At 72.2% G+C, this 16,724-nt stretch carries 18 protein-coding genes and 2 riboswitches; of the genes, 6 read left to right on the top strand and 12 right to left on the bottom strand.

Going from position 1 to position 16,724, the window contains the following annotated elements; genetic code table 11:
* Positions 1 to 118 precede the first annotated feature (118 nt).
* From F9B98_RS07845 to F9B98_RS07830, 4 genes are read right to left on the bottom strand one after another with little or no spacing between them, the layout of a single operon-like run.
* Complete coding sequence (locus F9B98_RS07845) at positions 119 to 970, bottom strand: SDR family oxidoreductase (RefSeq protein ID WP_150955234.1); 852 nt, start codon at positions 968 to 970, stop codon at positions 119 to 121.
* Positions 967 to 1,743: an enoyl-CoA hydratase/isomerase family protein gene (locus F9B98_RS07840; protein ID WP_150955231.1), complete on the bottom strand. Its 777-nt coding sequence runs from the start codon at positions 1,741 to 1,743 to the stop codon at positions 967 to 969. The genes F9B98_RS07845 and F9B98_RS07840 overlap by 4 nt, the downstream gene beginning before the upstream one ends.
* On the bottom strand, positions 1,740 to 2,501 hold the full coding sequence (locus F9B98_RS07835; protein ID WP_150955228.1) for an SDR family NAD(P)-dependent oxidoreductase: 762 nt from the start codon (positions 2,499 to 2,501) through the stop codon (positions 1,740 to 1,742). Before F9B98_RS07835 ends, F9B98_RS07840 begins: the two co-directional genes overlap by 4 nt.
* A 45-nt stretch (positions 2,502 to 2,546) precedes the next feature.
* A complete protein-coding gene (locus F9B98_RS07830) occupies positions 2,547 to 3,512 on the bottom strand; it encodes a hypothetical protein (protein ID WP_150955225.1) in 966 nt (321 codons plus the stop codon).
* Between the two features lie 140 nt (positions 3,513 to 3,652).
* Here F9B98_RS07830 and F9B98_RS07825 point away from each other — a divergent pair, with 140 nt between their 5' ends.
* Entirely contained in the window at positions 3,653 to 4,147 is a 495-nt protein-coding gene (locus F9B98_RS07825) for a GNAT family N-acetyltransferase (RefSeq protein WP_150955222.1), read from the top strand.
* Between the two features lie 28 nt (positions 4,148 to 4,175).
* Here F9B98_RS07825 and F9B98_RS07820 read toward each other — a convergent pair whose 3' ends face one another.
* The 3 genes from F9B98_RS07820 to F9B98_RS07810 all read right to left on the bottom strand — a co-directional run bounded on the left by F9B98_RS07820 (position 4,176) and on the right by F9B98_RS07810 (position 7,041).
* Positions 4,176 to 4,961: an energy-coupling factor transporter transmembrane component T family protein gene (locus tag F9B98_RS07820; protein ID WP_150955219.1), complete on the bottom strand. Its 786-nt coding sequence runs from the start codon at positions 4,959 to 4,961 to the stop codon at positions 4,176 to 4,178.
* Positions 4,958 to 6,406, bottom strand: coding sequence for an ABC transporter ATP-binding protein (locus F9B98_RS07815; RefSeq protein WP_150955216.1), 1,449 nt, complete (start codon positions 6,404 to 6,406; stop codon positions 4,958 to 4,960). Before F9B98_RS07815 ends, F9B98_RS07820 begins: the two co-directional genes overlap by 4 nt.
* A complete protein-coding gene (locus F9B98_RS07810; RefSeq protein WP_150955213.1) occupies positions 6,406 to 7,041 on the bottom strand; it encodes an ECF transporter S component in 636 nt (211 codons plus the stop codon). Before F9B98_RS07810 ends, F9B98_RS07815 begins: the two co-directional genes overlap by 1 nt.
* Positions 7,033 to 7,143: riboswitch (TPP riboswitch) on the bottom strand. It overlaps the preceding gene by 9 nt.
* A 37-nt stretch (positions 7,144 to 7,180) precedes the next feature.
* Between F9B98_RS07810 and F9B98_RS07805 the strand changes: the two genes are divergently transcribed.
* From F9B98_RS07805 to thiD, 5 genes are all read left to right on the top strand, one after another.
* On the top strand, positions 7,181 to 8,971 hold the full coding sequence (locus tag F9B98_RS07805; RefSeq protein ID WP_225310256.1) for a D-alanyl-D-alanine carboxypeptidase family protein: 1,791 nt from the start codon (positions 7,181 to 7,183) through the stop codon (positions 8,969 to 8,971).
* Between the two features lie 3 nt (positions 8,972 to 8,974).
* The gene (locus F9B98_RS07800; RefSeq protein WP_150955210.1) at positions 8,975 to 9,331 is read left to right on the top strand and encodes a GntR family transcriptional regulator; all 357 of its coding nucleotides are present in this window, start codon (positions 8,975 to 8,977) and stop codon (positions 9,329 to 9,331) included.
* 554 nt (positions 9,332 to 9,885) lie between these two features.
* Positions 9,886 to 9,977, top strand: a riboswitch (TPP riboswitch).
* On the top strand, positions 9,969 to 10,793 hold the full coding sequence (gene thiM, locus F9B98_RS07795) for a hydroxyethylthiazole kinase (protein WP_150955207.1): 825 nt from the start codon (positions 9,969 to 9,971) through the stop codon (positions 10,791 to 10,793). (Overlaps the previous riboswitch by 9 nt.)
* Positions 10,790 to 11,452, top strand: a complete 663-nt coding sequence (locus F9B98_RS07790) for a thiamine phosphate synthase (RefSeq protein ID WP_150955204.1) — start codon at positions 10,790 to 10,792, stop codon at positions 11,450 to 11,452. Before thiM ends, F9B98_RS07790 begins: the two co-directional genes overlap by 4 nt.
* A complete protein-coding gene (thiD, locus tag F9B98_RS07785; protein WP_150955201.1) occupies positions 11,449 to 12,885 on the top strand; it encodes a bifunctional hydroxymethylpyrimidine kinase/phosphomethylpyrimidine kinase in 1,437 nt (478 codons plus the stop codon). The genes F9B98_RS07790 and thiD overlap by 4 nt, the downstream gene beginning before the upstream one ends.
* A 57-nt stretch (positions 12,886 to 12,942) precedes the next feature.
* On the opposite strand, the gene F9B98_RS07780 is transcribed toward thiD, so the two are convergent.
* The 5 genes from F9B98_RS07780 to F9B98_RS07760 form a co-directional block, all read right to left on the bottom strand.
* A complete protein-coding gene (locus F9B98_RS07780; protein WP_150955198.1) occupies positions 12,943 to 13,125 on the bottom strand; it encodes a DUF5302 domain-containing protein in 183 nt (60 codons plus the stop codon).
* A 33-nt stretch (positions 13,126 to 13,158) separates the two neighbouring features.
* Positions 13,159 to 14,085 (bottom strand): DnaJ domain-containing protein, encoded by a 927-nt coding sequence (locus tag F9B98_RS07775; protein ID WP_150955195.1) that lies wholly within the window; start codon positions 14,083 to 14,085, stop codon positions 13,159 to 13,161.
* Between the two features lie 94 nt (positions 14,086 to 14,179).
* Entirely contained in the window at positions 14,180 to 14,722 is a 543-nt protein-coding gene (locus tag F9B98_RS07770) for a hypothetical protein (RefSeq protein ID WP_150955192.1), read from the bottom strand.
* On the bottom strand, positions 14,719 to 15,552 hold the full coding sequence (locus F9B98_RS07765) for an LssY C-terminal domain-containing protein (protein WP_150955189.1): 834 nt from the start codon (positions 15,550 to 15,552) through the stop codon (positions 14,719 to 14,721). The genes F9B98_RS07770 and F9B98_RS07765 overlap by 4 nt, the downstream gene beginning before the upstream one ends.
* 18 nt (positions 15,553 to 15,570) lie before the next feature.
* Positions 15,571 to 16,686 (bottom strand): enoyl-CoA hydratase/isomerase family protein, encoded by a 1,116-nt coding sequence (locus F9B98_RS07760; protein WP_150955185.1) that lies wholly within the window; start codon positions 16,684 to 16,686, stop codon positions 15,571 to 15,573.
* Positions 16,687 to 16,724 lie beyond the last annotated feature (38 nt).

The raw sequence follows: 16,724 nt of genomic DNA, 5'->3' as shown, positions 1-16,724 counted from the left end.
TGCACCGGGAAACGCCCGCCGAGAGCGTTTCCGAGTGCAGCGAGCGTTTATCGCGGGGTCAGGCGCGCGCCGCCCCGTCCGCACCCCGCACCCCGCACCCCGCACCCCGCACCCCGCGTCAGTCCAGGAAGATGTCCGGGTACATCGCCTCATCCGGCGTCCCCGGCACGGCGGCGTATCCCGAGAAATCGGTCACCCCAACGGCCTGCAGCACGTCCTCGACGATCAGCGTCTGCCCCGTCCGCTCGCGCGACGGCGAGATCAGCACCTCGTACGCGGCATCCGCGTAGATCTCCGGCGTCCGCGAGACGGCCATGAGCCGGTCCCCGCCGATGACGTTCTGCACCGCCGCGGTCGCGATCGTGGTGCGCGGCCAGAGGGTGTTGGCGGCGATCCCGGCCCCGGCGAACTCCGCCGCGAGCCCGAGCGTGGCCATGGTCATGCCGAACTTCGCGAGGCTGTACCCCGTGTGAGCCCCCAGCCAGCGCGCCGTCACGTTCAGCGGCGGCGACAGCGACAGGATGTGCGGGTTGGCGGCCTCGCGGAGCTGCGGTACGGCCGCCCGCGAGAGCAGGAAGGTCCCGCGCACGTTCACGTCCTGCATCAGGTCGTACTTCTTCGTGGCGAGTTCGAGCGAGCCCGACAGGTCGATGACGCTGGCGTTGTTGACGACGATGTCGATACCGCCGAACTCCCCGACCGTCCGCATGACGGCCTCGGTGATCGAGTCTCCGTCGCGCACGTCGCCCACGATCGGCAGCGCCTGCCCGCCCGCCGCCCGGATCTCGTCCGCGGCCGTGTGCACCGTCCCCGGCAGCTTGGGGTGCGGGGTGTCGGTCTTGGCCAGCATCGCGATGTTCGCCCCGTCGCGGGCCGCGCGCAGCGCGATCGCCAGGCCGATACCGCGGCTTCCGCCCGACATGAGGATGGTCTTGCCCGCCAGCGGAGCGCCGGAAGAAGGCGTGGTCATGAGCGTCCTTTCGCGGAGGCGGCGGCGAACGCGGCGACACGCGCCTTCGCCTCGGGGGTATCGAAGGCGGCGCCGATGGTGGCGGCCTCGTCGGCGAGGTTCTCGGCGAAGGTGCGACCGGCCCCCACGCGAACGAGCCGCGTGGCCTGGCCGAAGGCGGCCGTCGCTCCGTCGAGCCAGAACCGCGCGATCTCCTCGACGCGCGAGACCAGATCTCCGGATGCCACGACCTCCGCGACCAGTCCCCAGTCCTGGGCCTCCGCGGCGGTCAGCATGCGATCCTGCAGCAACAGCTGCAGCGCCCGCCGCTGACCGATCGCCGCGGGCAGCAGGGTCGACACGCCCAGGTCGGGCGTGAGCCCGATGTTGGCGTACCGGCTGACGAAGCGCGCGTTCTCGCTCGCGACGACGTAATCGGCGGTGAGCATGAGCCCCAGGCCCCCGCCCGCCACCGCTCCCTGCACGGCCGCCACCATCGGGAGCGGCGCCTCGGCGAAGGTGCGGATGCCGTCGTGGATCGCCGCGGCCGTCTCGGTCACCTCGGCGCCCGACGAGCCGGTCGTCGCCATGGCCACCACGTCGCCGCCCGCACAGAACGCGGGGCCGTTGGCATCCAGGATCACCGCTCCGACCGAGGAGTCGGAGGTGACCTCGTGCGCGACCTCGCGCCAGCGCGCGGCCATCGGGAAGTCCATCGCGTTCAGCGACGCGGGCCGGTCGAACGTGACGCGCGCCAGGCCCTCCGAGATGTGGAGCAGGATGCCGTCGGTCACTTCGGTGCCATTCTGATCGCGCCGTCGAGACGGATCGTCTCGCCGTTGAGGTAGCCGTTGTCGGCGATCGCGAGCACGAGACGCGCGTATTCGTCGGGGGCGCCGAGCCGCGAGGGGTAGGGCACCTGCTGGCCGAGAGAGTCCTGAGCCGCCTGCGGCAGGCCCATGAGCATCGGGGTCTCCATGATCCCGGGGGCGATGGTGACGACGCGGATGCCGTAGCGCGCGAGTTCCCGTGCGACCGGGAGCGTCATCGCGTGCACACCGCCCTTGCTCGCCGAGTACGCCGGTTGGCCGATCTGCCCGTCGAAGGCCGCGACGCTCGCGGTGTTCACGATGACGCCGCGGTCACCGCCGGCGGTCGGCTCGACCTTCGCCATGACCGCCGAGGTCTGCGCGATCACGTTGTACGTGCCGATGAGGTTGACGCGCACGACGCGCTCGAAGTCCTGCAGAGAAGACGGACGACCGTCGCGGTCGAGCACCTTGGCCGGGGGCGCGATGCCTGCGCAATTGACGACGACCCGCAACGGACCCGCGTCGGCGGCGAGGGCGGCGGCGGCGGCGATCTGTTCGGCGTCCGTCACGTCGGCGGGGGCGAACGAGCCTCCCAGCTCCTCGGCGATCGCGGCGCCGTTCGAGGACGGCAGGTCGACGATCGTGACCCGGGCTCCGGCCTCCGCCAGGCGCCGCGCGGTCGCGAGCCCGAGGCCCGAGGCGCCGCCGGTGACGAGGGCGGATGCTCCTGCGATATCCATGCGTTCTCCTTCGAAGCTGAAACCGAGTCCCACTTTAGTCGAGACTCAGGTCCGCGCCGAGATTCGGACCTTACGGGCCCGACGCCCCGGCCGGGTGCGGATCGCCGCCGTGGCCGCGCCGTCGACGAGCAGGATCGTCTGCTCGGGCTCCCATCCGTACGCGCTCCGCAAGCGGTTACCGAGAGCGGGGATCGCGTCGGGGACGTGGGTTTCGACACCGCGGGGCACATCGACCGCGACCGGGTCGAGGTCGCGGGCCGCCGCGCGGAGGTCGGCGACGAGGTTCCGCATGCGATCGGGGCCATAGGCGGCGGATGCCAGATCCCAATCGCCCACGACGACCGCCGCCCCCGCGGGGCACTGCGGGGTCTCCGCCTCGTCGCGCGGTCCGAACCGCACGCGCACCACCGCGGCGCCGACCGCGAGCACGGCGAGCGCGCCCAGCACCGTGGCGGGGACGAACGAGAACGCCATGCCGTACAGCGCGGAGTCCCACCCGACCGTGCCGCCGACGACCACCCGCGAGAGCGAATACGCCGCGTACATCGCGGTGGTCAGGGCGATCACGCGCAGCGGGGCGAACGGCTCGACGGGCGAACGGCTCGCGGCCCACGCGCACGCCCCGCAGGTCGCCGCCAGAGCGAGCGCCTTGACGGCGAGCGAGCCCGGCAGCGGCACGGTGGCGGTGACGACGGCCACCCCGACCGCGAGCGCGAGGACCACCACCGTCGCGTTCCGCGTGCGCCGCCCCGCCAGGGCGGTCAGCGCGATGAGCAGCAGCCCGGGGGCGAGGACCATCGCCACATCCCCCACGACGAGGGTCGGGATGCCGCCGCCCGCGCCGTAGATGGCGTACATCCAACTGGATCCCACCGCCGTCACGCCGGCGACGGCGGCGAACCGAAAGAAGAGAGTGAGGGGAGCGGGAGCGCCGAGGCGGGGCAGGGCGACGAACATCACCGCACCCGCGACGGCCGCGCTGACCGCGAGCAATCCGAACGACAGTTCCATGGCATCCCCCGTGCACATTCTGCCGCTGTCGAAACAGATCGGCCGCCGCGCGCATTCCCTTCCGACCCGGCGCACCCCTCGGATGCGCAACAGCGCGACCCCCCGCTCACCGGTACCCCGCTGACGCTTAGGCTCGACGGGTGACTTCCCCCGGTTTCCGCATCGAGAAGGTCGATGTCGACGACCCCCGTGCCGTCGCGCTGCGCAGCGTTCTGGACGCCGATCTCGACGAGCGGTATCGCGACGCCGACGCCGACGACACCCCCGAGTTCGCCGCGAAGCGCGGCGAGGCCCTCGCCGTGCATCCCGAGCAGGTCGTGGCGACGCTTCTCGCGATCGATGCCGACGACACCCCGCTCGGGCATGTGATCCTGCGCCGCCTCGACGAGGAGTGGGAGCTCAAGCGCCTGATCGTGGTGCCCGCGGGGCGTCGGCGCGGCATCGGCTCGGCGCTGACCGCCGCGGTGGTCGATCTCGCCCGGCGCGGGGGTGCGCGACGCGTGATCCTGCAGAGCGGGCGCATGCAGCCCGAATCTCTGCGGATGTACGCCGCCGCCGGCTTCACCCCCATCCCCGTCTACGAGCCGTACCTCGAGACGATGCCGCGCTCGCTCTGTTTCGAGTACGTGTTCTGAAACGAAGCCGGCGCGCGGGAAGGAGAATTCACGTCCCCACCACCCGGAACGCCCCCGACAGCACCGCCGCCGCGAGCGCCACGACGATGAGCACGATCGCCCCGCCGAGGGCCACGGCATCCCGAGCCGAAAGAGTCGATGGACGAGCCCACGTCCGCTCGATGTCGGAGCCGAACCCCCGGGCCTCCATCGCCGTGGCCAGCTTCGTGCCGCGCCGCACGGCGAACACGAGCAGCACGAACGCCATCGAGAAGAACCGGCGGAGCGCCCCCCGATCGCCGAGTCCCCGCGCTCGACGGGCCAGGGTCATGGTGCGCCAGTCGTCGACGAACAGCCCGACCGTGCGGGCGCCGGCGAGCACCCCCAGGACGAACCGGCTGGGCAGCTTCGCCACCTGGGCGAGGGCGTCGGCGAGCTCGGTGGGGTCGGTTCGTGCGAAGAGCAGGATGATCGGCGCCGCCAGAGCCACGACGCGCACCAGAACCGCGAGCGACAGCGCGATCGAGTCGTCGCTGACCGTGGCGAACAGGAAGGTGCCGTAGACGGTCCCGCCTGGGCGGGCGTACAGCAGCATGCTCACCGCGGCCACGGGGGCGAAGACGATCACCGGCACGAGCCTCTTCAGCACGGTGGCGTAGGCCACTCCCGTCAGCGGCGCGCACAGCAGCTCGAGGACCAACGCCGTCCCGGCGCTCACCGCGTCGATCGAGACGAGCAGGGGCACCGCGAGCACGAGGACCATAGCGACTTTCGTCACGGGGTTCACCCCGTCGAGCCAGGCCGTGCGCGGGCTCTCGACGGTCAGGGCGCTCACGCGGCCTCCCCCAACCGGATGCGGTGCTGCCCCAGGTGACGCACCACGTCGGCGTCGTGCGTGACGGCGACCACCGAGCGTCCGCGCTCGATCTCGCGCTGCAGCAGAGCGACCAGTTCGATCCACCCGCGGCGATCCTGGCCGAACGTCGGCTCGTCGAGCACGATGACCGCGGGAGACGCGGCGAGCACCGTCGCGACCGACAAGCGTCTCTTCTGCCCTCCCGACAGCGTGAAGGGGTTCGCCAGAGCGAGGGATGCCAAATCGAGTCGCTCCAGTAGCTCGTCGACGATGCGGTCGACCTCGGTCGGCGTCTTGCGCAGGGCGCGGGGTCCGACGGCGAGCTCGTCGCGCAGGGTCGAGGCGAGGAACTGGTGCTCCGGCTCCTGGAAGACCGTGCCGATGCGGGTGAGCAGCTCGGTCGACCGCCACCGCGAGGGGCGTCGGATTCCGCGGGCCGTGAGCTCGTCGGCGGCGAGGACCTCGCCCGCGAGCTCGGGGAGCAGTCCCGCGAGAGTGAGCGCGAGGGTGGACTTGCCTGCGCCGTTGGGACCCGTGATCACGGTTCCGGCCCCGCGCGGAACGACCACGTCGAGCCCGGACGCGACGACCGTACGCCGCTCGCGCCCGATCGACAGCGCGGACGCCGACAGCACGGCATCCGGACGCGAGACGGGCTCGAGCATGGGAAGGTCGACCGGGCGACCCGGCACCCACACGCCCGCGGCGGCCAGGGCGTCCCCGTACTCGGCGAACACGCGCTCGGGCGGGCCGTCGGCGAGCACGCCGCCGCCGGGGGCGAGCACGACGACCCGGGTCATGAGGTCGGCCCAGACCGCCGTGCGGTGCTCGATGAGCACGAGGGTTGTCCTCTCGCGCGCGACGACCCGCTCCACGGCGGTTCGGACTCCGGCAACGCCCTCGGGGTCGAGGTTGGCCGTGGGTTCGTCGAGCAGCAGGAGTCCCGGTCGCATCGCCAGCACCCCGGCGAGGGCGAGACGCTGCTTCTGCCCGCCCGACAGCGCCTTCGTGGGGCGGTCGAGGGGAACGGCGAGACCCACGGATGCCACGGCCTCGGCCACCCGCGCCGGGATCTGCGCGGCCGGAACCCCGAGGTTCTCGCACCCGAAGGCGACGTCGTCGCCGACCTTCGACAGCACGATGCCCGCCTCGGGGTCCTGCAGCACCAGGCCGATGCCGCCCCGCTGCGTCTCGGGCGGGGCGCCGTCGACGAGGATGCGTCCGGTGACCTCGCCCTCGTCGGCGCCGCCGAGCAAGCCCGCCAGGCCCGCGAGCAGGGTCGACTTGCCGGACCCCGAGGCGCCGAGCAGCAGGACGCGCTCCCCGGGCTCGATGACGAGGTCGACCTCGCGCGTGGCGGGAAGCTTACGACCGGCGTAGCGCCAGCCCCAGCCCTCGACGTCGACGCGTGCGGGGCCCGTCATCAGACGTCGCGGCGCGCTTCCCGGCCCGCGGCGAAGCGGCTGAGCGCTCCGGTGGCGGCGAGGGCGCGCACGAGGAGCCAACCGACGAGGCCGGCCAGCAGAGCGCCCGAGATGGCGAGGGTGCCGAGGTAGATGAGGTTGAACTCGAGCGACTTGGCGAGGTTGGGCGTGAGGAACAGCTCGAGCACCCACGCGCCGACGCCCGCGCCCACACCCGCGAGCATCGCGACGGGGAGGGTGAAGCGCAGGTAGAGGAAGGCGAGGAAGATCAGCTCGGCGCCCAGGCCCTGGGCGAGGCCCGAGAAGATCGTGGTGACGCCCCATACGTTCCCGATCAGGGCCGACACGATCGCCGCGATGAGCTCGACGAGCAGGGCCGCGCCGGGCTTTCGGATCACGAGGCCGCCGATGACGCCGCCGATCAGCCAGATGCCGACGGCGATGCCGCCCAGGCCCGGGGTGAGGCCGTCCATCGAGGTGAACCAGACGCCGCCGACGGTGTTCCAGCCCCAGAAGAGCAGTCCGATCGCGACGCCGAGGACGGCGGCGACGACGATGTCGACGACGCGCCAGCGGAACCGGTCCGTGGTGGCGACCGACGAACGGTTCGCGAGGGCAGACGGGGACGTGTGCATTTCTCTCCTCCCTGCGCCGGCATGATCCGGATCAGGTTCGACGGTCGAAGCGTGGATTCGCTTCCTCTCAGCCCGGCTCACCGGACTCCCGTGGTTGTCGTGATGAGTATAGAGGGGTGTCGCGGGGTAGCGTGGGCGGGTGCACGAGCAGACCCCGGCCTCACGGCGTGCGCTGCGTACCCAGGATTCCCCGCCTCGCGCGGCGATCGCCGACGACCTCGGGCCCGCCCTGTCGACGACGGGCGATCTGGGCCCCGCCCTCTCGATTTCGGATGCCACGTACCCGGCCGTGCGGTCGGAGCCGGCGGTCCGAGAGGGTGAGGTGTCCTCGACGCCCGCGCTGAACGGCTCGACCGATGTGACGCCCGCGCCCATCGCGGCGGGTGAGTCCACGGCATCCGGAGACTCTTCCCTTGACGCACCTTCCGCGGCGTCCGTCCCCCTCGCCGGCGGTGCACCCGCCGCGATCCCGGCATCCGACTCCCCCGCCGGCGACGCCCCCGGCGTGACGGCTCCGGCATCCGTCTCCCCTGCGGGCGCTGCGTCCGCCGCGGCGACCGAGCCTGCGGCATCCACCCCCGCGACGTCTCTTCCTGTGGCGCTCGGTGCGCTGCTCTGGGTCGATCCCGACGATGCGGGAGCCCCACGCCCGGCCCCCGCGTTCGTCGTCTCGGGTGCCACGTCCCGCTCCGCGGATCTGCTCGCCGGCGCGCGCCGGCCGATCCTGCGCCCCGGCACGGTCATCCCCACGCTTCTCTTCGTGCTGATCATCGCCGCGTACGCCGCGACGACGCTGCTGTGGCCGCTGAACGCCGTCATGCCGACGACCCGTCCCGTGGCCGTGCAGCCGATCGCCGCTGCGGCGGCCGTTCCGGCGTGGCCCACCGAGGGCGAAGCGGCGATCGCGATCGACGGCGTCCCCGACACCCTGTCGTCGTCGGCCAGCGCGCCCGAGTCGATCGCGAGCATCACCAAGGTCGTGACGGCTCTCGTCGTCCTCGACCGGCTGCCGCTCGCCCCCGGAGAACAGGGCAAGAGCTACTCCTTCACCCAGGCCGACAGCGCCGACTACTGGCAGTACCGGGCGCGCGGGGAGTCCTCGCTCGACGTCCCCGTCGACGGTAGCCTCACGCAGCTGCAGATGCTGCAGGGCATGCTCATCGCCTCCGCCAACAACTACGCGCAGCGGCTGTCGAACGACCTCTTCGGAACGGATGCCGAGTTCTCGGCCGCCGCGACCCAGTACCTCGCCGAGCGGGTTATCGGGGGCATCACGATCGCGAACCCCACCGGCATCGAGGCCGGCAACACCGCCACTCCCGCGGCGCTCATCGCCCTGGCCGAGCGCGCGCTCGCCAATCCCGTGATCGCCGAGATCGTGCGCACCCCCGAGCTGACCCTGCCCGGGGCAGGCACGTTCAAGAACGGCAACGCCCTGCTGGCCGACCCCGGAGTGGTCGGGGTGAAGACGGGCACCCTCGACGCCTGGAACCTGCTGACCGCGAAAGACATCACCATCGGCTCCGCCACCGTGAGGGCATATGCCGCCGTGCTCGGTCAGCCCGGTCCCGACAGCCGCAATCAGGCGGCCCGGGATCTGTTCTCCCGCATCGAGCAGGAGCTGCAGCCGAAGCCGTCGGTGTCCGCCGGCACGCTGGTCGGCAAGGTCGAGACGCTGTGGGGTCCCGACATCGATCTCGTGACCGCGTCCGACGCCACGGTCGTGCTGTGGAACGGCGGAGCGGCGCAGACCTCGACGTCGTTCAGCCTCGGCGACACCACCACGGCGGGCTCGACCGTCGGGACACTGACCGCGACCGGTCCCGTCGACGCCGACACGGTCGATGTGAAGCTCACCGGCGAGATCGACCCGCCGAGCCCGTGGTGGCGCCTCACCCACCCTCTCGACCTCTTCGGCCTGAACGACTGAGTCATGAACCTCTCCGTGGATGCCACCTCCCCGACGCCGCCGTTCGAGCAGGTGCGGACGCAGGTCATCGCGCAGATCGACGCCGGCGAGCTCGTCGCGGGGACGCGGCTGCCGCCCGTTCGGGCTCTGGCGACGGAGCTCGGTCTCGCCGCGAACACCGTCGCGCGCGCCTACAAGGAACTCGAGGAGGCGGGCTACGTCGAGACGCGCGGCCGTGCCGGCACGTTCGTGAAGGGGGCCGACGCGGCCTCCGCTCGCGCCGCGGGTGCAGCGCGCACGTACGTCGAGGCTGTGCGCCGCCTCGGGGTCTCGGCCGACGATGCGGTCGAGTTCGTGCGGGCGGCGCTGCGCGATCGGTGAGGTGCCCCTGCTTCCATAGCCGGACTCCCCCTCGGGCACTGTTCCTCCACAGGCCCACCCCGTGAGAAATTATCCCCACCTGGGATTTTCTCCCCCGGCCAATGTCGGAGGTCCCCGTTAGCATGCACACATGCACGATGGCTCCTCCCCGACGAACCCGGCAAGAGCGGAGCCTCGGGCACCGGCACGGGGCTCGGCGGACGCCCGGGAACCGGCTCCCTGGGCGGCGGCGCAGGCGGCACGGGCGCATCCGGAACCGGCGCGAACGCCGCCGCGGCCGGAAGCCGTGGAGCCGGGACGTCGGCCACCACCGGTGGAGCCGGCGGCGGCACGGCCGGCGCCGCCGGCAGCCGGGGCGCCGGAGGTATGGGCGCGGGCTCACGCTCCGATCGCCGCGACGAGCGACGCGGCCTCGGCGGCCCCATCGCCCCTCGTCTCGAAGACGACGAAGAGACCGGCCCTCGTTCCGAGAACGCCGCCGCGGGCTCGCGCGACGACTGAGGCGCGGCATCCGGAGCCCGGCATCCGTAGGCCGACGACCTGCTAGCGTGCCAGACAGTGACACGGGGTGCCCGCAAGGGCTGAGAACACACCCGTCGAACCTGATCTAGTTCGTACTAGCGAAGGGATGTCGCGAATGGTCGTTCGCACGTCGTCGTCTCCGTCCACCCTCACAACCAGCACCGCCGTAGCAGCCCTCGACGCTCTGCGCGAGGCCGCCCCGCTGACGCAGTGCATCACGAACGCGGTGGTGACGAACTTCACCGCCAACGCGCTGCTCGCCCTCGGCGCGGCGCCCGCGATGTGCGACATCCCCGGAGAGGCCGGGATGTTCGCCGGAATCTCGGGCGGGGTGCTCATCAACCTCGGCACCCCCACCAGCGAGCAAAGGGATGCCGCCCGAGAGGCCGTCACCGCGGGAACCCCCTGGGTCCTCGACCCCGTCGCCGTCGGCGCCCTGCCCGTGCGCACCGCCCTCGCACACGAGCTCCTCGAACACCGACCGGCGATCATCCGCGGGAACGCGTCCGAGATCCTCGCCCTCGCGGGAGCCGGCGCCGGCGGCCGCGGGGTCGACGCCACCGACTCCGCCGAAGACGCCCTCGACGCCGCACGCTCCCTCGCGATCCGCACCGGCGGCACCGTCGCCGTCTCGGGAGAGACCGACCTCATCGTGGATGCCACCCGCACGGCGCGCGTGACCGGCGGCAGCGCCCTGCTGACCAAGGTCACCGGCGGCGGCTGCGCGCTCGGGGCCGCGATGGCGAGCCTGCTCGCCGTCGCCCCCGAGTTCGATGCGGCGAGCGCCGCCAGCGCCATCTGGGCCGTGGCGTCGGAGCGGGCGGCATCCCGAACAGGAGGGCCGGGGTCGTTCGCGGTGGCGTTCCTCGACGAATTGGCCGCGATCCAGCCCGCCGACCTCGACGGACGCGTCGGCGTCGACACCGAGGTCGCACGATGACCGCCGACTTGTCCCTGCACCTCGTCACCGATCACCGCGTGCCGTTCTCGCGCCTGCGCGACCTCGTCGACGAGTCCGTCACCGCGGGCGCGAGCGTGGTGCAGCTGCGCGACAAGGTCGCGAGCGGCGCAGAACTGTTCGCCCGTACCCTCGACCTCGCCGACGTCGTCGCGGGACGCTGCAGGTTCGTCGTCGACGATCGCCTCGACGTCGTCCTGGCCGCGCGCGAGCACCTCCGTCACCACGACCGCGCTCGCGTCGACGGCGTCCATCTCGGCCAGAACGACCTGCCCGCCGACGCGGCGCGCGCCCTGCTCGGATCCGACGCCCTCATCGGATGGACGGCGAACACCCCGGCGCACCTCACCGCGGTGGAGGCGCTGCCCGCGGGCACGGTCGACTACCTCGGCGTCGGCGTGATCCGAGCCACCTCGACGAAGCCCGACCACCCGCGACCACTCGGCATCGGAGGGTTCGGCGAGCTCGCGGCATCCACTCCCCTCCCGTGCGTCGCGATCGGGGGAATCGGTCTCGACGACGTCACCGCCCTCCGCCGCGCCGGTGCGGCGGGAGTCGCCGTCGTCTCTGTGGTGAGCGAGGCCGACGACCCGGGCGAGGTCGTCCGGCGCCTCCGCGCGGCGTGGGAGGAACAGGCGTGATCCCCCGCGTCCTGAGCATCGCCGGCACCGATCCGACTGGCGGGGCGGGCATTCAGGCCGACCTGAAGTCGATCGCCGCGTTCGGCGGATACGGAATGGCCGCGGTCACGGCCCTGGTCGCCCAGAACACCCGCGGGGTCCGGAGCGTCCACGTGCCGCCGACGACCTTCCTCGAGGAGCAGTTGCGTGCGGTCAGCGACGACGTCGAGATCGACGCGGTAAAGATCGGCATGCTCGGCTCGACCGACGTCATCGCCACCGTCGATGCGTGGCTCACCGCCACGCGACCGCCGATCGTCGTCCTCGACCCCGTCATGGTCGCCACCAGCGGTGACCGCCTCCTCGAGGCCGACGCCGAAGACGCCGTGCGCGCACTCTGCCACCGCGCCGACCTCGTCACCCCCAACCTCCCCGAACTCGCGGTGCTGGTGCGCGAAGCCGTCGCGACGACCTGGGAGGCCGCGGTCGCCCAGGCCGTACAGCTCGCGGCAGTGGCCGACACCGCGGTCCTCCTCAAGGGCGGTCACCTGGACGGCCGACACTGCCCGGATGCCATCGTCGACGCCACCGGTGTGCACGAGGTTTCGGGCCGCCGCGTCGACACCCCGCACACCCACGGCACCGGCTGCTCGCTGTCGTCGGCGATGGCGACACTGGCCGCGCACGGTCTGGCCTGGCCCGACGCCCTCACCCGCGCGAAGCGCTGGCTCACCGGGGCCCTGGAGCACGCCGAAGCCCTGCACGTCGGTCGGGGCAACGGCCCGATCGACCACCTGCACGAACTGCGCCCGCACCTCGACCTCGGTCGATCGTGGAGCGGCGAGCGGTGGGATGCCACCGCCTCGATCCGCGCGGAGGTCGACGCGTGCGGGTTCGTGCGGGGTCTGGCATCCGGAGATCTCGACCGCGATGCCTTCGATCGGTACCTCGGGCAGGATCTGCTGTATCTGCGCGAATACGCCCGCGTGCTCGCGCGCGCCGCAGCCCTCGCGCCCACCGTCGAGGAGCAGCGGTTCTGGGCGGCGGCCTCGGTGTCGTGCCTGGTGGAAGAGGCGGCGCTGCACCAGTCGCACGTCGATCCGACGGGGCTCGAGCCCGCACCCACGACGTGGGCGTACACCGACCACCTCCACGCCGCTGCCGCGGGCGGGTCGTACGCGGTCCTGGTCGCGGCGATCCTGCCCTGCTACGTGCTCTACACCGACATCGGGGTCCGCTGGCGTGGCACGTTCACCCCCGACCATCCCTACGCCGACTGGCTCACGGCCTACGGCGACGAGACGTTCGCCGCGTCATCCGCCGAGGCGGAGAGGATCGCGGATGCCGCCGCACGATCGGCATCTCCCGCCGCCCGCCGCGAGATGGCCGCCGCCTATGACCGATCCATGGAGCTCGAGCGGGCGTTCTTCGACGCGCCCCTGAAACGCACGTGAGGTGCCGGGGACCGCTCGCGAGAGGGGTCCCCGGCACCTCACGTCGGGGAGAGGGGCTCAGCCGCTCTTGCGACGGAACTCCCGCTTGGTGACCGCTCCGTGCGTGCCCTGCACGGCGGAGTGGCCGTCGAGGTGCGCCTGGCCCGAACGCTGCTGACCGTTCTTCTTCTCCAGCGCTTCCTTGAACTTGCGCTTCATGTCGTCGGATGCCGAGGCACCCGAGGTCTCGTCGGTACTCATGACTCCACCCTAGACACGCCCGCGCGGATGGATCTAGACGTGTCGCACGCGCTGCTGCAGTCGCGTGCGGATGTCGAACAGTTCGGTGCCGCCGACCTCGCGCCCCCCGGTGATACCGCGTCGGAGCAGGGTGGTCAGGGCGCTGCGGGTGACGAGGGCCACGGGCGTCCCGCGCACCTTGCCGAGTTCGGTGATCGCGTCGAGCACGGCGTCGTCGGGAAGGACGACCATCGCTCCGCTGAAGCGGACGCCCGCCGCACGGGCGATCACGCGGGCGCGCGAGACGAGCTCGGTCACCGGCGACCCGATGACGTTCGGGCCGGTGATCTCACCGCGCCGCACGCCCACCGGACCGCCGAAGTCCTCGCTGAGCAGGGCGTAGAGGCCGCTGGGTCCGAGCACGAGGTGGTCGAGCTTCTGCTCCGGATCGCGGCCGTCGCGGTCGGCGAAGACGTCGTGCCACACCGTGTACCCCATGCCCAGCTCCGAGACGAGGCGCGCGGTCTCCTCCTCGGCGAGCGCGTCGGCGAGGATGTGCCGGATCTCGGGCGGGGCCGAACGGACCAGCGCCGGGTCGTAGGGGTCGGGGATGTCGACGCCGCGCCCCACCCACTCGCGGATGAGTCCGAGATACCGTTCGCGACGCCACCCACCGGGCTGGCCGTGCGAGCGTGCACGCGGACGCGTGTCGGTCGGACGAGAGGGGGCGGATGCCGGCACCCCGCCGCCCCACTCCCCGGAAGCCGTTCCGCGACCGCGGTCGTAGGCGCTGCGCGCCTCGGGCGTTCCGACGAGCTCCCAGGCGCGCTGCACCTGGACGAAGAGTGCGGCGTCGCCACCGGTGTCGGGGTGGGTCTCGCGCAGACGCACGCGATACGCGCGGCGCAGACCCTCATCGTCGATGTCGGCCGCGACGCGGAGCACCTCGTATGCCGAGGACGACATGGGACTGTCGAACACGTGCGTCATCCGTTCTGCCGCCAGGACGCGGCGCCTCTCAGGCTAACCCGCCACGGCTGGGTACGGCCCGGACGCACCCCCGGAACGCGCCGTCTCACCCCAGCCGCGACCTCTTCGCGCGCGAGAACGCCGCGGCATCCCGGCTCGAGAGGGCGAGGAGCACCAGGATGTCGAGGCTCAGCGTCAGCAGGGTCGTTCTCACCGTGATCTCCTGACCGAACTCCCACCACCCCACGAAGCTCGCCGAGATCGAGCCGACCGAGATGAGCATGACGACGACCCTCGAGAGGTTCCCCCCGAAGAGGATCCGGATGCCGAGCACCACCTGCACCGCGCAGACGATGCCGAGGATCACGAGGAACACCGTCGTGCCGATTCCGACATCCGACACGGTGAAGTCCGCGGGCTCGCTGGCGTCGCCGCTGGCCGCCCCCGCGATCTGCCGGAGCCAGGGCGGGAGCGAGAACGCCACGCTCACCGCCCACAGCGCCCCCGCGGCCGCCCGCAGCAGCACGAGCACCGCTCCCGCCACGATGGCGATCGGCCGGCGCCGTGGCGGATCGGCCGCCGGGTCGAGAGGCGGCTCGAACGCGGGTCTCTTGCGCGGAGCGCCCCCGGCGGATCGATCCGCCGTCACGACGTCACCCCCGCCTGGCCCGACGGGCGGACGCCCCGCACGTCGACGATGGGCAGGTCGCCGTCGGTGGTGATGCTGTCCCCTCCGCCGTTGCGGGAGTGATACCCGGTCGCGAAATCGCGGATGACGTCGACCCGCACCCCGGGCACGGCGGTGACGCTCGAGACGATGTGATCGCGCTCGATGTCGGTGTCGGCATCGATCCGGTGCGTGACCTGCAGGGTGAACAGCGACAGGCCCACCGCGCGATCGAAGGTGCCGGCCGCCAGCCAGTCGACCCGACGTCCCCCGGGCAGCAACCATCCGTCCGGGCACCGCCACAGGCGGACGTGGTGACGCTGGGCGGGAGAGCCGGCGACCTCCTGCTGGTACGCGAGATCCTGCATCCGACCGAAGAGGAACAGCGGACTCACCGGCGCGCGGGGGTAGCTGCGACGGGTCAGCGTCGACGCGATGATGCGCCACGAGGACCGGAGATCGACCGGATCGGCCGGGATCCATCCCGCCGTGAGCATCACCGCCTCGATCTGGGCGCGCTCGCCCAGCAGAGCCAGGTTGACCGGGTCGCCCAGCAGACCGTCGGACGTGCGGGTGCGCCCCATGAAGTAGTCGGGGACGTAGATCGCGGTGAGGATCCGGTGCAACCGCGGCAGCACCAGATAGGCGAGCAGCACCCAGAAGGCCATGGCCATGAGCACGCCCGCCCACCCGAGCGAGAACGACTGCGTCAGGCTCAGGTACGCGAGCCAGATCGCGGCGAGACCGGCGAAGACGAAGAAGAACCCGTCGAGGGCTCGACCGATCGACCAGCGGCGCCGCGGCGAGGTCACGTCCGGATCACCTCTTCGTCACCACAGCGCGGGGTCGGGAGCGTAGGCGAAGGCCTCGGCGACGCGCTCGGCGGGAAGATCCTCGAGGCGCGCGGGCGACCACGACGGCGACCGATCCTTGTCGACGACCTGGGCGCGGATCCCCTCGACGAGATCCGGCTGCGTGAAGGCGAACCACATGACCAGTCCGTACTCTTGCGCCAGAGCCGCCCGCAAAGACGGCAGCTCCCGAGCGCGGCGGACCGCCTCGAGCGTCACGGCGAGCGCCGTCGGCGCCGACGACGCGAGCAGCTCGGCCGTCTCGCGCGCTTCGGGTTCGGGTCGCCGACGCAGGCGGTCCAGGATGCCGAAGACATCCTCGGCCGCGAAAGCGTCGTCGATCCACTCGCGCGCGTCCTCGAGCCGCGAGCGCTCGGGGGTCTCGTCGAAGAGCAGAACCAGCTCGGTCGGGCTCGACGGGTCGGCGCGGTTCTCGAGCGCCTCGTACAGCGCCTCGAGGTGCGCGGTGGGCACCATGTGGTCGGCGAAGCCGGCGTACACCGCGTCCGCGGCATCCATCGTCCCGCCCGTGAGAGCCAGGTACTCGCCGATCCGGCCGGGGGCGCGACCCAGCAACCATGAGCCGCCCACGTCGGGGGTGAAGCCGATGCGGGTCTCGGGCATGGCGAGCTTCGAGCGCTCCGTCACGATGCGGATGGCCGCGTGACCGGCGAGCCCGATGCCCCCGCCCATGCAGACGCCGTCGGCGATCGCGATCACCGGCTTGCGGGAGATCGCGATGCAGTGATCGAGCGCGTACTCCTCGCGGAAGAAGGCGTGCACCTCGTCGACCCGACCCGCCGTGACCATCTCGTGGAGCGCGCGTACGTCTCCGCCGGCGCAGAAGCCACGCTCGCCCGCGCCGTCGAGCAGGACCACGTCGACGTCGGTGTCGTTCTCCCAGCGGTCGAGCGTGAGGTGCAGAGCGCGGATCATCTCGAGGTCGAGGGCGTTGATGGCCCGCGGGCGATTCAGCGTCAGGTGACCGAGGCCGCCCCGGCCTCCGACGAGGACGCTGTCGGCGGGGGCGCCGGCGGCGGGGGTCTCGCCCGCGCTCTCGCCCGCGCTGACGTCTTCGGTTCGCTGTGCGTGCACGGTGCCACGTTACACAGCCGCCCCGCCGCGCCCTCGGC

Source organism: Microbacterium testaceum StLB037, from assembly GCF_008763945.1.
Taxonomy (GTDB): Bacteria; Actinomycetota; Actinomycetes; order Actinomycetales; family Microbacteriaceae; genus Microbacterium; species Microbacterium testaceum_G.
This window is presented reverse-complemented; position numbering and strand designations above follow the sequence as displayed.